The 13,647-nt window shown below is 72.3% G+C and carries 13 protein-coding genes; 8 read left to right on the forward strand and 5 right to left on the reverse strand.

Annotation, left to right across the window (positions count from 1 at the left end; all coding sequences use genetic code 11):
* The first annotated feature begins 21 nt into the window (after nt 1–21).
* The 5 genes from ACIRD7_RS07135 to sigJ all read left to right on the forward strand — a co-directional run bounded on the left by ACIRD7_RS07135 (nt 22) and on the right by sigJ (nt 5,670).
* Entirely contained in the window at nt 22–1,452 is a 1,431-nt protein-coding gene (locus ACIRD7_RS07135; protein ID WP_403450829.1) for a BNR repeat-containing protein, read from the forward strand.
* A gap of 85 nt (nt 1,453–1,537) precedes the next feature.
* Complete coding sequence (locus ACIRD7_RS07140; RefSeq protein WP_403450831.1) at nt 1,538–2,563, forward strand: LacI family DNA-binding transcriptional regulator; 1,026 nt, start codon at nt 1,538–1,540, stop codon at nt 2,561–2,563.
* A 101-nt stretch (nt 2,564–2,664) separates the two neighbouring features.
* Nucleotides 2,665–3,966, forward strand: a complete 1,302-nt coding sequence (locus ACIRD7_RS07145; protein WP_403450834.1) for an alpha/beta fold hydrolase — start codon at nt 2,665–2,667, stop codon at nt 3,964–3,966.
* A 28-nt stretch (nt 3,967–3,994) separates the two neighbouring features.
* A complete protein-coding gene (locus ACIRD7_RS07150) occupies nt 3,995–4,738 on the forward strand; it encodes a PIG-L deacetylase family protein (protein ID WP_403450837.1) in 744 nt (247 codons plus the stop codon).
* Between the two features lie 38 nt (nt 4,739–4,776).
* Complete coding sequence (gene sigJ, locus ACIRD7_RS07155; RefSeq protein ID WP_403450840.1) at nt 4,777–5,670, forward strand: RNA polymerase sigma factor SigJ; 894 nt, start codon at nt 4,777–4,779, stop codon at nt 5,668–5,670.
* Nucleotide 5,671: 1 nt separating this feature from the next.
* Here the strand turns inward: sigJ and ACIRD7_RS07160 are convergent, their stop codons facing one another.
* On the reverse strand, nt 5,672–5,872 hold the full coding sequence (locus ACIRD7_RS07160; protein ID WP_403450843.1) for a DUF5999 family protein: 201 nt from the start codon (nt 5,870–5,872) through the stop codon (nt 5,672–5,674).
* A gap of 161 nt (nt 5,873–6,033) precedes the next feature.
* Between ACIRD7_RS07160 and ACIRD7_RS07165 the strand changes: the two genes are divergently transcribed.
* Nucleotides 6,034–6,864 (forward strand): pentapeptide repeat-containing protein, encoded by an 831-nt coding sequence (locus tag ACIRD7_RS07165; protein ID WP_403450846.1) that lies wholly within the window; start codon nt 6,034–6,036, stop codon nt 6,862–6,864.
* On the opposite strand, the gene ACIRD7_RS07170 is transcribed toward ACIRD7_RS07165, so the two are convergent.
* Nucleotides 6,826–8,337, reverse strand: a complete 1,512-nt coding sequence (locus ACIRD7_RS07170; RefSeq protein WP_403450848.1) for a cytochrome P450 — start codon at nt 8,335–8,337, stop codon at nt 6,826–6,828. The genes ACIRD7_RS07165 and ACIRD7_RS07170 overlap by 39 nt on opposite strands.
* 108 nt (nt 8,338–8,445) lie before the next feature.
* Between ACIRD7_RS07170 and ACIRD7_RS07175 the strand changes: the two genes are divergently transcribed.
* Both ACIRD7_RS07175 and ACIRD7_RS07180 read left to right on the forward strand, forming a co-directional pair.
* Nucleotides 8,446–9,054 (forward strand): TetR/AcrR family transcriptional regulator, encoded by a 609-nt coding sequence (locus tag ACIRD7_RS07175; protein ID WP_403450851.1) that lies wholly within the window; start codon nt 8,446–8,448, stop codon nt 9,052–9,054.
* A gap of 95 nt (nt 9,055–9,149) precedes the next feature.
* Nucleotides 9,150–9,875: a DUF2470 domain-containing protein gene (locus tag ACIRD7_RS07180; RefSeq protein WP_403450854.1), complete on the forward strand. Its 726-nt coding sequence runs from the start codon at nt 9,150–9,152 to the stop codon at nt 9,873–9,875.
* On the opposite strand, the gene ACIRD7_RS07185 is transcribed toward ACIRD7_RS07180, so the two are convergent.
* The 3 genes from ACIRD7_RS07185 to ACIRD7_RS07195 form a co-directional block, all read right to left on the reverse strand.
* On the reverse strand, nt 9,843–11,066 hold the full coding sequence (locus ACIRD7_RS07185; protein WP_403450857.1) for a lactonase family protein: 1,224 nt from the start codon (nt 11,064–11,066) through the stop codon (nt 9,843–9,845). The genes ACIRD7_RS07180 and ACIRD7_RS07185 overlap by 33 nt on opposite strands.
* Before the next feature lie 136 nt (nt 11,067–11,202).
* A complete protein-coding gene (locus ACIRD7_RS07190) occupies nt 11,203–12,261 on the reverse strand; it encodes a hypothetical protein (RefSeq protein ID WP_403450860.1) in 1,059 nt (352 codons plus the stop codon).
* A gap of 43 nt (nt 12,262–12,304) precedes the next feature.
* Entirely contained in the window at nt 12,305–13,558 is a 1,254-nt protein-coding gene (locus ACIRD7_RS07195) for an aromatic acid exporter family protein (RefSeq protein ID WP_403450863.1), read from the reverse strand.
* Nucleotides 13,559–13,647: the final 89 nt, after the last annotated feature.

The raw sequence follows: 13,647 nt of genomic DNA on the forward strand, positions 1-13,647 counted from the left end.
CCGACCATGGAGTCCCCCGAGATGAACAGACGCACCCTGCTGGGCGCCGCACTCGCCGGAGCCGTCGCGACCCCCGCCCTCGCCTCCGGCACCGCCCGCGCCGCCGACCCCGGCCCCTCCCTCACCCTGACCGGCACCACCACCCTCGACACCCAGGCCATCTACTTCGTGTCGTACGACGGCCTGGTCAACAACAACGCCTTCCAGAAGAACGGCCTGCTGACCTACAAGGGCCACCAGTACGCCGTCTGGTACACCGCCGACCGAAACGCCGTCGTCGGCCGCCGCGCCCTCGGCACCACGACCTGGTCCACGGTCAGGGTCGGTCACACCTTGCGCTACGACGACTCCCACAACGTCATCTCCATGGGCGTCTCCAGGACCGACGGCCGTCTCCACCTCAACATGGACTCGCACAGCGACGGCTTCACCTACGTCAAGTCGGTCGCCGGGCTGATGGACAACCCGGCCGGCCTGAGCTGGACCGCGAGCCGCTTCGGCGCACCCCGGTCCACCCTGGACGGGCTCGCGCTCACCTCGCAGTTCACCTACCCGCAGTTCGTGGCCACCCCCGAGGGCAGGCTCCAGCTCAGCTACCGCGTCGCCGTCTCCGGCAACGGCCGCAACGCCCTCGCCGAGTACGACGGTTCGGCCTGGACCGCGCTCGGCGAGTGGAGCAGTTCCGCAGGGACGTACACGAGCGAGCACGGCTCCTCGACCGCTCGCAACATGTACCTGCACGGCATCGACTACGACCGGAACGGCCGGCTGCACTCCTTCTTCACCTGGCGCGAGCAGAACGGCGCCGTGATGTGCTCCGGCGGCGGCATCACCAACCACGACACCGGCTACGTCTACTCCGACGACCGCGGCCGCACCTGGCGCAACGACGCCGGCACCGTCGTCGGCACCACCGGCGGCTCCGACAAGGTCGCCGTCACCGACGGCGGACTGGTGATCGACGCGCTGAACCCCGACCACTCCCTGATGAACCAGGAGAGTCAGTTCACCGACTCCGCCGGCCTGCCGCACGCGATCATCAGCTACGTCCCGGGCCGGTTCGGGCAGTGCACCACGAACTACGTCGCCGACCGCACGGCGAACGGCCGCGCCTTCCACGTCCGCAAGTACTCCTCCGGCGCCTGGCAGAAGACGGAGATCCCGGTTCCGCTGAACTCCAGCCAGCGCACCAAGCTGATCCTGGACAGGTACGACAACGCCTACGCGATCTTCCCGTACTGCCGGATCGCCGGCGCCTCCAAGTCCTCCGGGTACACGGACTGGACCGTGCTGTACGACGGCGTCACCGCCGGGCTGAACGCCTTCGGCGAGGTCGTGATCGACGAGACGCGCGTCGGGCAGGACGACTTCCTGTCGATCATGTACCAGGAGAGGTCCAGCGGTACCACGCCGTCGGCGCTGCGTAACCTCAACTTCCGCCTGCCTGCCTGATCGCAGCCGTTGTGGGCGGCTTGACGGTAATGTTCCTTCCCGCCGTACCCACGCTGTCCCGAGTCTTCCTGGAGGTCCCTGACCGATGGCCCAGTCGGTGGGTATCAAGGACGTCGCCCGCGCCGCCGGAGTCTCCGTAGGCACGGTCTCGAACGTCATCAACCGTCCGGACTCGGTCGCGACCGAGACCCGGGCGCGGGTGCAGTCCGCGATAGACCGGCTGGGCTATGTCCGCAGCGAGTCCGCGCGCCAGCTGCGCGCCGGCCGCAGCCGGATCATGGGCCTGCTCGTCCTGGACATGGGCAACCCCTTCTTCGTCGACGTGGCGCGCGGCGCCGAGCGGACCGCACGGGGCGCCGGGCTCGGCGTGATGGTCTGCAACAGCGCGCAGAGCGCCGGTGAGGAGGCCGAGTACCTGTCGCTCTTCGCCGAGCAGCGGGTGCGGGGCGTCCTGCTGACCCCGGCCGACGCCACCGGCCGCAACATCGAGACGTTCCGGCGGCACGGCATCCCCTTCGTTCTCGTCGACCGGGTCGCCGAGGGCGCCACCGAGTGCTCGGTCTCCGTCGACGACGTCGCGGGCGGCGCGCTGGCCGTACGCCACCTCGTGGACGCCGGGCACCGCTCCATCGCGTACGTCAGCGGCCCCCCCGGCCTCAACCAGGTTCGCGACCGGCGCACCGGTGCGCTGAACGCGCTGCGGGAGGCCGGCCTCGGCCCCGAGAACCTGCGCGAGCTGCCCACCGAGCGGCTCGACGTCGCCGCGGGCCGGGACGCCGGCGCCCGCCTGCTCGGCCTCGCCGAGCGCCCCACCGCGGTCTTCTGCGCCAACGACCTGCTCGCCCTCGGCGTGCTCCAGGCCATGTACGCGGCGGGCGTCGGCGTCCCCGACGACCTGGCCATCGTCGGCTACGACGACATCGAGTTCGCCGCCGCGGCCGCCGTCCCCCTCACCTCCGTCCGCCAGCCCGCCGTCACCATGGGCACCCTCGCGGCGGAGATGCTGCTGGAGGAGACGGAGGCGGAGACCGGGGGGAAGAGGCACGAGCACCGCAGGGTCGTCCTCCAGCCGGAGCTGGTGGTCCGGCGCTCCAGTCTCTCGGCCCGCTGATCGGCCGTTCAGTACGATTTCATGATCCCGGGGCTCGGTCGGCGGACGAACATGTGCTGAACTGGGACGCGGCCAGAAAACCCTCCGTCCCGGGAGCCCTGTTGACCGTCAGCTACCGCCAGCCCGGCGTCGTCCTCACCGACCGCCACTTCACCGTGCCCCTCGACCACGACGACCCGGCGGGGGAGACGATCGGGCTCTACGCCCGTGAGGTCGTCGCGGGCGACAAGGCGCACCAGGAACTGCCGTGGCTGGTCTATCTCCAGGGCGGCCCCGGCTTCGGGGCGAACCGATTCGTCGGCAAGGGCGCCTGGCTCGGCCGCGCGCTGAAGGAGTTCCGCGTCCTGCTGCTGGACCAGCGCGGCACCGGGCACTCCACACCCGCCAACCGCCAGACACTCCCGCTGCGCGGCGGCCCCGCCGCCCAGGCCGACTACCTCACGCACTTCCGCGCCGACTCGATCGTCCGCGACTGCGAGGCGATCCGCCGCGAGGTGACGGGCGGTGCCCCCTGGACCGTCCTGGGCCAGAGCTTCGGCGGCTTCTGCACGGTCAACTACCTCTCCGCCGCCCCCGAGGGCCTGACCGCCGCGATCGTCACCGGCGGCCTGCCCTCCCTCGACGCGCACGCCGACGACGTCTACCGCGCCGCCTATCCGCGCATCGAGCGCAAGGTCGCCGCGCACTACGCCCGCTACCCGCAGGACGTCGAGCGCGCCCGCCGGATCGCCGACCACCTCCTCGCCCACGAGGTGGTCCTGCCGAACGGCTACCGCCTCACCGCCGAGGCCTTCCAGTCCCTCGGCATCGTCCTCGGCGGCAGCGAGGGCAGCCACCGCCTGCACTACCTCCTGGAGGACGCCTTCGTCCGCACCCCGCAGGGCCCGGCCCTCTCGGACGCCTTCCAGGAGGAGGTCCAGGGCCTGCTGTCGTACGCGGGCCACCCGCTGTACGCCCTCGTCCACGAGGCGATCTACGGCCAGGACGCCCGCGCCACCGCCTGGTCCGCCGAGCGGGTGCGCGCCGAGTTCCCGCAGTTCGACGCGGCCAAGACGCTCGCGGGCGACGGGCCGCTGCTGTTCACCGGCGAGACCATCCACCCCTGGATGTTCGACTGCGACCCGGCGCTGCGCCCGCTGCGTGAGACCGCCGACCTCCTCGCCGCCCGCACCGACTGGACGCCCCTGTACGACCCGGCGCGGCTCGCCGCCAACGAGGTGCCGGTCGCGGCGGCCGTCTACCACGACGACATGTACGTCGACACGGCCCACTCCCTCGCCACGGCCCGCGCGATCCGCGGACTGCGCACCTGGGTCACCGACGAGTTCGAGCACGACGGCGTACGGGCCGGCGGCCCCCGGGTCCTGGACCGGCTGCTCGCGCTCACCCGTGACGAAGCGTGATGTCAGGGTCACGGGTTAGGGTGCGGGCATGACCGAGCCGACGATCACTCAGCTCCAGCCCATGCCGGACGACTGGCAGCGCGCGCTCGCCGTCGTCGCGCACCCGGACGACCTGGAGTACGGCTGCTCGGCGGCGATCGCCGCCTGGACCGACGCCGGCCGCGAGGTCACCTACGTCCTGGCGACCCGCGGCGAGGCCGGCATCGACACCATCGCCCCCGCCGAGTGCGGCCCGCTGCGCGAGCGTGAGCAGCGGGCCGGCGCGGCGGTGGTCGGTGTGAGCGCGGTGGAGTTCCTCGACCACCAGGACGGCGTGATCGAGTACGGCACGGCCCTGCGCCGCGACATCGCCGCCGCGATCCGCCGCCACCGCCCCGAGCTGGTGATCACCCTCAACCACCGGGACACCTGGGGCGGTGTCGCCTGGAACACTCCGGACCATGTCGCCGTCGGCCGCGCGACGCTGGACGCGGCCGGGGACGCGGGCAACCGCTGGATCTTCCCCGAGCTCGTCGAGCAGGGCCTCGAGCCGTGGAACGGCGTCCGCTGGGTCGCCGTCGCCGGTTCCAGCTCGCCCACGCACGCGGTCGACGCGACGCCGGGCCTGGAGCGCGCGGTGCACTCGCTGCTCGAACACCGCACCTACATCGAGGTGTTGACGGACGAGGATCCGGAGACGTACGTCCGCGGCTTTCTGACGGGGCACGCCGAGACGACGGGGGAGCGGTTCGGCGGCAAGCCGGCCGTGGCGTTCGAGCTGTTCAGCAGGTAGGCCGACCGGCCGCGGCCGATGGAGGAGACGGGGGCACGGTGACGGACACGGAAGTGCTGGCGGACCGCTTCGAGGAGCACCGCGGCCGGCTGAAGGCGGTCGCCTACCGCATGCTCGGCTCACTGGCCGAGGCGGAGGACGCTGTCCAGGAGACCTGGCTGAAGCTGAGCCGGACCGACGCGGACGGCATCGTCAATCTCGGCGGCTGGCTGACCACCGTCGTCGGCCGGGTCTGCCTGGACCTGCTGCGCTCCCGCACCCGCCGCCACGAGGAGCCGCTGGACGACACCTTCGTGCCCGACCCCGTCATCCGGCCCCTGTCGCGGATCGACCCCGAGCAGGAGGTGCTCCAGGCCGACTCGGTGGGTCTGGCCCTGCTGGTGGTGCTGGAGACGCTGGAGCCGGCCGAGCGGATCGCGTTCGTGCTGCACGACATGTTCGCGGTGCCGTTCGACGACATCGCGCCGGTCGTGGAGCGCTCCTCGGCAGCAACCCGGCAGCTCGCCAGCCGTGCCCGGCGCCGGGTGAAGGGTGCCACGCCGTCGACCGAGCCCGACCTCGGCAGGCAGCGGCAGGTCCTCGACGCGTTCATGGCCGCCTCCCGCGCGGGTGACTTCGAGGCGCTGCTCGCGGTCCTCGACCCCGATGTCGTGCTGCGGGCCGACTCCGGGCCGCTGGTCCGGGGCGCGGCGGCGTCCAAGGTGGTGCGCGGTGCGAAGCCGGTGGCCGAGCAGGCGCTGCTGTTCGCTCGGTTCGCGCGGTACGCGCGGTTCGCTCTGGTCAACGGGGAGATCGGGATCGTGCACGCGCCCGAGGGGCAGCCGCAGTCCGTCATGGCCGTCACAATCGAGGGCGGGCGCATCACGCGGATGTTCATCCTGGCGGACCCGGAGCGGCTCGGCGCGCTCGAACTGCCCGACCTCGGCGGCTGATTCAGGCGGCGACGGCGAGCGGGCCGACCGTACGGTGCGGGCTCACCACGCGCCCGTCCGGGAGGAGCTCACCGGTGTCGTCGAAGACGATGGTGCCGTTGCACAGCAGGCTCCAGCCCTGCTCGGGGTGGGCCGACACGATCACGGCGGAGTGATGTTGCGGGCTGTCGGCGGTGGGGCACGGGGGCCGGTGACTGCACATGACGACTCTCCTGGGTGTGGTCGATGGGGCGCTGCTCCTGTTTCCGTCGGCTGCTGTCTCAGTGATAGCCGAGGTTGTTTTCCGCTGTATGAGAGGACCCCCACAGCGCGGGAAATTCATCGGTGAGTTTTCGCTCCGGAGCGGACATTAGGCTTGAGGGCATGCAAGATCACCCCGGCGACCTCGCCGACCTGCGCGGAGACTGCGCGAACTGCTTCGGGCTGTGCTGTGTCGCACTGCCCTTCACCGCCTCGGCGGACTTCGCGCTGAACAAGGACGCCGGGACCCCCTGCCGCAACCTCCAGGACGACCACCGGTGCGGCATCCACGCCCGCCTGCGGCAGAGCGGTTTCAGCGGCTGCACGGTCTACGACTGCTTCGGCGCCGGGCAGAAGGTCTCGCAGGTCACCTTCGCCGGGAAGGGCTGGCGCGGCGGCTCCCGCGAGCACGCCCGGCGGATGTTCGACGTCTTCCCGGTCGTCCGGCAGCTCCACGAACTGCTCTGGTACCTGACCGAGGCCCTCACCCTGCCCGCGGCCCGCCCGCTCCACGCCGAGCTGCGGGGGCTCCTGGCGGCGACCGAGGAGCTCACCCGCGGCACCCCGGAGGAGCTCGCCGCCCTGGACGTCGCCGCGCACCGGCAGGAGGTCAGCGTGCTCCTGCTGAAGACCAGCGAGCTGGCGCGGGCGGGCACCGGCGGCCGAAAGAAGAACCGCCGGGGCGCGGACCTGATGGGGGCCCGGCTCAAGGGCGCCGACCTGCGCGGCGCGAACCTGCGGGGCGCCTATCTGATCGCCGCCGATCTGACCGGAGCCGATCTGCGCGGGGCGGACCTCATCGGTGCCGACCTGCGCGACACCGACCTCACGGACGCCGATCTGACGGGCGCCTTCTTCCTCACCCAGCCCCAGCTGAACGCGGCCCGCGGCAGCGCGGGCACCCGGCTGCCCGCCTCAGTCGCTCGCCCCGCGCACTGGACAGCGCAGTTCTGAGGACTCCGGCTCGACGGCAGCCTCCGGTGTGGCGCCGGCGGGGGAGCGGCGCTCCAGCCGCAGCCGCAGCCCCTCAGGCATCAGCGTCAGCCGCTCCGTCACCCGCAGCCGGTAGTCCGGGTCGCCCAGGAACTCGTAGCGGCGCAGCAGCAGACCGAGCACCAGCGTGGCCTCGTGCAGCGCGAACTGACGGCCGATGCAGGCCCGCGCACCCGTTCCGAACGGTTTGAAGGTGTGCGGTGCACGCGTCCGGACGGCCTGCGGGTCGAAGCGGTCCGGGTCGAACTCCTCCGCGTCCGCACCCCACACCTGCGGGTCGCGGTGCAGCATCGCCGTGAGCACCAGCGCCCAGGCGCCCCGCCGCATCGGATGGACGCCGCCGAGCACGGTGTCCTCGCGGGCCTCCCGGGCGAAGGCGGGCGCCGTCGGCCACAGCCGCAGCGACTCGTCGAGGATGCGGCGCACGTACCGCAGCCGGGCCACCTGGTCGTAGCCGGGCGCGGGGGTGTCGCCCCAGACGCGGTCGACCTCGGCGCGGGCGCGGGCCGCGAGGTCCGGGTGCCGGGAGAGGTAGTGCAGGGCGAAGGAGAGCGCGCCCGAGGTGGTCTCGTGGCCGGCGACCAGGAAGGTGATCACCTGCCGGCGGACGTTCTGCGCGGACAGCCGCTCGCCCGTCTCGGGATGGGCCGTCCGAAGCATCCGGTCCAGCAGGTCCCCGTCCCCGGGTCCGTCCGCGCGACGGGCGCGGACCAGGTCGTCGACCGTGCGGTTGAGGTGGGCGATGTCGGCCTGGTTGCGCCGCGCGGCCCGTCGGAGCAGGTACGGCGCCGGGGCGGTGTTGAGTCGCTGGGCGTAGGTCAGCGTGCCGACCATCGCCGTGACGAAGGGGTGCGGACGGGACCGCTCGAAGGAGCCGAAGTCGTGCCCGAACCCGGTGCGCGCGATGGTCTCCAGGGTCAGCTTGGTCATGTCCCCGGGCACGTCCACGGACCGCCCCGCCGCGAGCGCGCGGTCCCAGTGCTCCATGAGCCGGTCGGCCACTTCCAGCATCATCGGGTGGTAGCCGGCCATGGCCTCGCGGCTGAACCCGGGCGCCAGCACGTCGTGCGCCAACTGCCAGTTCGGTTCGTGGTTGTACGCAGTGAACAGCCCGTCCCCGACGACCGGCCGCAGATTGGCGATGCCGAGCCCGACATGCTTGGCGAAGCGGGACTCGTCCGCCATGTCGGCCGCCAGGTCGGCGCCCCACACGAACACGAACTCCCTGTTGAACGCCCGGCGCCGGAAGATCGGCCCCAACTCCCGGGCGAACCGCAGGGAGTCCTGCAGCGGCGTACGCCGGTTGGCGCCCAGCACATCGCCGAGCAGCGGCAGCCGGTTGGGCGGATGGGGTATGCGGAACAGCTCCGGCCAGCCCTGTTCGGCGCTGCGGAACCCCTTCGGCAGCCCGGTCCCGGTCGTCGTCTCCGCCATGACGCGATCTCCCTTGCACCAGCGGCAGGTTGAGCTCGTTGTACGTGGGTTCAATAACGCGTTTCAGTCTGGTCCTGCTGTTGAATCCACGTCAAGTAAAGTGCGGGCATGGCCGCGAACCAGGGTGGGCGCACACGCCGCCGGCTCAGCACCGAGGAGCGCCGTGAGCAGCTCCTCGCGGTCGGGGCGCGGTTGTTCTCGGAGAGTCCGTACGACGACGTGTGGATCGAGCAGGTCGCTGAGATCGCCGGAGTCTCCCGCGGGCTGCTCTACCACTACTTCCCGACCAAGCGTGACTTCTTCGCGGCCGTCGTCGAGCGCGAGAGCGAGCGCATGCTGCGGATGACGGCCGCCGTGCCCGGCGTTCCGGTGCGCGATCAGCTCGGCGCGAGCCTCGACACGTTCCTGGAGTACGTCCAGGCACACGCCCACGGCTACCGCGCCTTCCATCGCGCCGACGCCGCCGGCGACCAGGCCGTGCGCAAGGTCTATCAACGGGCCCTGGCCGCGCAGGAGAAGCAGATCCTGGCGGCGATGGCGGCGGACCCCGAGTTCGGGCCGGTCTTCGAGGGCCGCCCGGACGTGCACATCGCCGTACGGGGCTGGCTGGCGTTCACCACCGCTGTCTGTCTTGAGTGGCTGAGGGGCGCGGACCTCTCCCGGGAGCAGGTGCGCGACCTGTGCGCCCGCGCCCTTCTGGGCGTCATCGCACCCTGAACTCCCGCAAAGAGATCGCACGGCATCGCCCGGCCTGGTTGGCGTGCGGCTCGATCTTCGATAGGTTAGGCAAGGCTTACCTAAGGAGGTATGGGATGGGTGACAGCCAAGCCTGGACGGCCGCGCCTTCCGCGGCGGAACAAGCCCGGTCGGTGCTCGCCGGCGCGTGGTCCTGCGGAGTGACCGCGGAGAGCTGCCGCGAGGAACTCGTGGGCGCGCACACCGTGACCGAGGACGGTCGTGTCCTGCTGGAGGTACCGGAGGACAGTGTGCTCGTCACGGCGGCGATCTGCGCGCCCCGCGGAGAGCCCTCGGCCGTCCTGGAGTTCGCCGACGTCGCCCCCGTTCCCGTGCGCAAGCGGATCCGCACCCGGCTGTGGATGTCCGGCTGGTTCACCCCCGAGGACGGCAAACTCGCCTTCCGGGCGACGCGTGTGGTGCTGCGCCGGCCGTCCGGGGCGGTCGTCGTCGACCTGGACGAGTTCGCCGAGGCCGCGCCCGACCCGCTGGCCACCGCCGAGGCCCGGCTGCTCACCCACCTCGCCGACTGCCACCCGGACGCCGTCGAACGGCTCACCCGTCTCGTCGACCCCGACAGTCTGTACGGGGCCGTCCGCGTCCAGCCGCTCGCCGTCGACCGGCACGGACTCACCCTGCGCATCGAGCGCGCCCGCTCCCACGGCGACGTACGGCTGCCGTTCCACCGGCCCGCCGACGACGTCGCACAGCTCACCGAGCGCATGCACGTCCTGCTCTCCCAGGCCAGCGCCGCCTCCTGCCCACGCGCCCTACAGCGGCAGCGCGCAGACGGCGACGGGTGACGCGAACGGCTCACCCGCGAGCCGCAGTTCACCGCTGCTCGCATCCACCTGGAAGACGCTCACGGTGCTCGACCGCTGGTTCGCCGCGAACAGTAGCGCGCCGTCCGGCGAGAGGGCGATCTGCCGCGGGAAGTCCCCGGACACCGGCACGGTGTCGAGCAGCCTGAGCCGGGCGCCCTTCGCCTCCACCGCGTAGCGCGCGAGGCTGTTGTGGCCCCGGTTGGCGAGATAGGCGAAGCGGCCGTCCGGTGTCACCACGATCTGCGCCGGATAGCTGGTGCCCGTGCCCGTGCCCGTGTCCTGCTCGGCGCCGATGCTCAGCCGGCCCGTGCCGGGGTCGTAGGCGCAGACCGCGACGCTGTTGTCGACCTCGTTGGCCAGATACGCGTACCGGCCGCCGGGGTGGAAGGTGAGATGACGCGGACCCGCGCCCGGCTCGGTCCCCGCCCGCGCGACCTCGCTGAGCGTGCCCGTCTTCTGGTCGAGGCGGTAGGTGTACACGGTGTCCGTGCCCAGGTCGACGGCGAGCACATGGCCGCCGTCGGGGCTGGTGACCACCTGGTGGGCGTGCGGGCCCTCCTGGCCCGGTCCGGGCGCCGGGCTGTCGTGCGCAACCAGCTCGGTCCGCTCGCCGAGCGCGCCCGAGGCGTCGATCGGATGCACGGCCACGCTGCCCGTCCCGTAGTTGGCGCTCAGCAGCCAGCGTCCGCTCGGATGCACCGACAGATGGCAGGGCGCCGCCCCGCCGGTGCTCCGGCTCCCCAGAACCTCGCGGTCGGCGAGGCGTACGGCGGTCACGGCGCCGTCCTCGCGTTCGTCGACCGCGTACAGCGTCCGGCCGTCCGGGTGCAGCGCCAGATACGAGGGGTCGCCGACGTCCTTGATCGTCCCGGTGCCGGTGACGCGACCCGTGGCCGGGTCGTACGTGGCGAGGCCGATGCCCTTTCCACCGCCCTGCACGGAGGTGTAGGTGCCGAGGTAGAGGGGGCGCGGGCCGGACGGCTCGCTGTTCTCGGTCTGGGCGCTCGGACGGGTCTCGGGGCCGGTCGGCGCCGCGGAGGTCCGCGCGCCGTCCGTGTCCGCGGGGGCGGGTGCGTCGTCGCAGCCCGTGGCCGCCGGGAGTGTCGCACCGGCGGCCGATCCCGCGAGGCTTCCGACGAATCGGCGCCTGCTCAGCCCACCACTGCCCATGTCCACACCTCAGGTCGTCGGTCGTCGTGGTCGCGACAGCAACCTTGGCTTGGATCACCCGCCGAGCGCAAGAAGAGCAACGGGTGTTGCATCCTGCGCAATAGCGGGTCGCTTGTAGGTCAGTTGCCGCGGCGGCCTACCAGTCGCCGTCCTCCACCGGCTTGCCCTGCGCGTCCTTGAGCGGCGTGACCTGGCCCGGCTCGGGAGCCTGCCAGGGCTCGTGGTCGTCGCCCAGCCAGTCGCCGACCGGCTTGACCGCCTCCAGCGTGCCGGTGGGGGCGAGGTCGTCGGCGTCCTGGTCGTAGTAGTCGAACCAGGGCAGCCCCGCGCGCGTGTACGCCGCACGGTCGACCGGCGACGGCGGGGGAGCCTCACCGGTGATCCGGCGCCACTCCGGCGGTGTCACGAGATGGACGAACACCCGCCCGCCGGGCCGTTCGGCCCAGTCCTTGAGCGGGCGGTCGTCCTGGTAGACCTCCTGGCGCATCGAACCGCCGACACCCAGCCCCATCGCCGCCGCGGCCCGGGGCGCCCCGCCCGCCGGCGCGGCGGCCGGTGCCGGGACCGAGCCGGGGGCGGGCGGGGCGGCCATGGGCATCGCGGCGCCGTAGCCGCCGAACTGCGGCGTCGCCCGCGCCCGCTCCGCGCGGCGACGCTCCTCCTCCCGCCACTGCGCGAGCCGGGGCTCGCTGAGCGGGAAGGTCTGCAGCTGTACGCCGCCCCAGACCTCCTCGCCGGTGACCTGGCCCTCGACGGTCGCGCCCAGCCCCAGCGGCACCGCCACGAACTGGCGGACCGTGCCCTTTCCGGAGTTGATGCCGTCCAGCCAGGGCTGGCGGGGCAGCACGACATAGTTCTGCGGCTCGCGGGTGAGCCGGTCGCTCCACGGCTTCCCCGAGACCGCGCACACCTTGCCCACTCCGACCTGGAGGGCGGCCGGCTCCGTCGTGCCCCCGAAGCTCAGCCACATCGCCTCACGCAGATACACCGGCAGCATCACCCCGCCCCGCGCCAGCCATGCCTCGGGGACTGTGTCGGGAAAGTCCGCCACCCGCCGGACCGGGAACTCGCCGAGCCCCGGTGGCAGCGGATGCGTCCCCGACTCGGGCAGCCGCAGCGTACGGATGAACCGCACCGCCACACCGCCCGGCAGCCGCAGGGTGTTTCCGTCGATCCGTACGGTCGTGTCGGCCATCGGCCAGCGCCCCCTGGTCCTGTCGTCGAATTCCCGCCTTGCCCTAGCGAGAACGCCCGCCCATGCCGGTACGGTTCCGCCACAGCTGCTCCTGGACGCCCATGCGCTCCCGCAGCCGGGTCAGCCCCGGCATCCGCACCCGCTGCTCCTGGGACACCCGGTCCAGCTCCTCCAGCAGCCGCCGCGAGCGGTGCTCGGTGTCGAGCTCGTCGATCATGCGGTTCACCTCGGTCAGGAGGGCACCGAGCAACTGCCAGTGCTCCGCGTCGCGGTCGGCCTCCTCGCGCAGCAGCAGAGCGAGCTTGTCGCGGGTGCCGGCCGCCGTGCGCAGCTCCGCCGACAGCCGGGTCTCCGCGGCGTCGGCATTGGTGCTGACATGCGTGGTGACCAGCACCGAGAAGCTGACCACCGCGTCGGCGATCTCCGACAGCTGCTGCTCCAGGACGGCGCCCGTCTCCTTCGTGAACAGCGGCTCCGGCTCCCGCTCCTTGGTGAGGTCGGTGAGGGTGCGTGCGAGCACCCGCAGGACCACGGTGCAGATCTCCAGCGTGTCCAGTCCGGTGCGCAGCACCACGCGGTGCAGCAGGCTGTCGCGCACGCGCGGATTGAGCCGCAGACTGTCCTCGGCCTGCCTGAGGGCCGCGTCCACCTCCACGATGTCGTGGTCGAGCCGGCGTGCCTCGTGCAGCCGGGCCGCGGCCTGCTCGAAGGGTTGCCGGCCCGCGGCCTCCTCGCCGATGCGCAGCATCAACTGCCGCAGCCGGCGGGCCAGGTCCTCCAGCGACTCACCGGCCTCGTCCACCCACACCGGCGGCGCGAGCAGCAGATTGAAGCCGAGCCCCACCACCGCGCCGATCAGCGTCTCCAGCACCCGCGCCCACGCCGTGTCCCCGACCGTCGTGACCCCGAGGACCAGCATCGCGCTGATCGCCACCTCGGGAACGTACTCGTTCACGCGCACGAGATGCCCTACCGCGAGCGAGGCCACGATCAGCAGGGCCAGGCTCCACCAGGTCAGGCCGACCAGGAGGCTGAAGGCGATGGCCACCAGGACGCCGGCCACGACGGAGTTCACCCGGCGGATGCCGTTGGTGAGGGTCGCGTAGAAGGTGACCTGGACGACCAGCAGCGCGGTCAGGGGCGCGGTCAGCGGCGCCGCCTCCGGGCTCAGGCGCAGCGCGATGACGTAGGCGATCGTCGCCGCCGCCGCCGATCGCAGCGTCTGGACCACCACCGGGTCCCGGCGCAGCTTCGACAGCCGCTCGCCGAGCGGCGTCCCCTCACGTGCCTCACGCATCCTCGGGCTGTTCCCTTTCGCCGACGCATCCCACACCCCGCTTGCGGAACGTAACGGTCCGCAAGAAACCCCAGATTGATCGCTGCGAC

This window comes from Streptomyces sp. NPDC093568 (genome assembly GCF_044764945.1).
GTDB lineage: Bacteria > Actinomycetota > Actinomycetes > Streptomycetales > Streptomycetaceae > Streptomyces.

What these genes read in the sequence shown, in the direction of transcription:
- ACIRD7_RS07135 (WP_403450829.1), top strand. Translation starts at nt 22, where the DNA reads ATGAACAGACGCACCCTGCTGGGCGCCGCACTCGCCGGAGCCGTCGCG.
- ACIRD7_RS07140 (WP_403450831.1), top strand. Translation starts at nt 1,538, where the DNA reads ATGGCCCAGTCGGTGGGTATCAAGGACGTCGCCCGCGCCGCCGGAGTC.
- ACIRD7_RS07150 (WP_403450837.1), top strand. Translation starts at nt 3,995, where the DNA reads ATGACCGAGCCGACGATCACTCAGCTCCAGCCCATGCCGGACGACTGG.
- ACIRD7_RS07160 (WP_403450843.1), bottom strand. Translation starts at nt 5,872, where the DNA reads ATGTGCAGTCACCGGCCCCCGTGCCCCACCGCCGACAGCCCGCAACAT.
- ACIRD7_RS07165 (WP_403450846.1), top strand. Translation starts at nt 6,034, where the DNA reads ATGCAAGATCACCCCGGCGACCTCGCCGACCTGCGCGGAGACTGCGCG.
- ACIRD7_RS07170 (WP_403450848.1), bottom strand. Translation starts at nt 8,337, where the DNA reads ATGGCGGAGACGACGACCGGGACCGGGCTGCCGAAGGGGTTCCGCAGC.
- ACIRD7_RS07175 (WP_403450851.1), top strand. Translation starts at nt 8,446, where the DNA reads ATGGCCGCGAACCAGGGTGGGCGCACACGCCGCCGGCTCAGCACCGAG.
- ACIRD7_RS07180 (WP_403450854.1), top strand. Translation starts at nt 9,150, where the DNA reads ATGGGTGACAGCCAAGCCTGGACGGCCGCGCCTTCCGCGGCGGAACAA.
- ACIRD7_RS07185 (WP_403450857.1), bottom strand. Translation starts at nt 11,066, where the DNA reads ATGGGCAGTGGTGGGCTGAGCAGGCGCCGATTCGTCGGAAGCCTCGCG.
- ACIRD7_RS07190 (WP_403450860.1), bottom strand. Translation starts at nt 12,261, where the DNA reads ATGGCCGACACGACCGTACGGATCGACGGAAACACCCTGCGGCTGCCG.
- ACIRD7_RS07195 (WP_403450863.1), bottom strand. Translation starts at nt 13,558, where the DNA reads ATGCGTGAGGCACGTGAGGGGACGCCGCTCGGCGAGCGGCTGTCGAAG.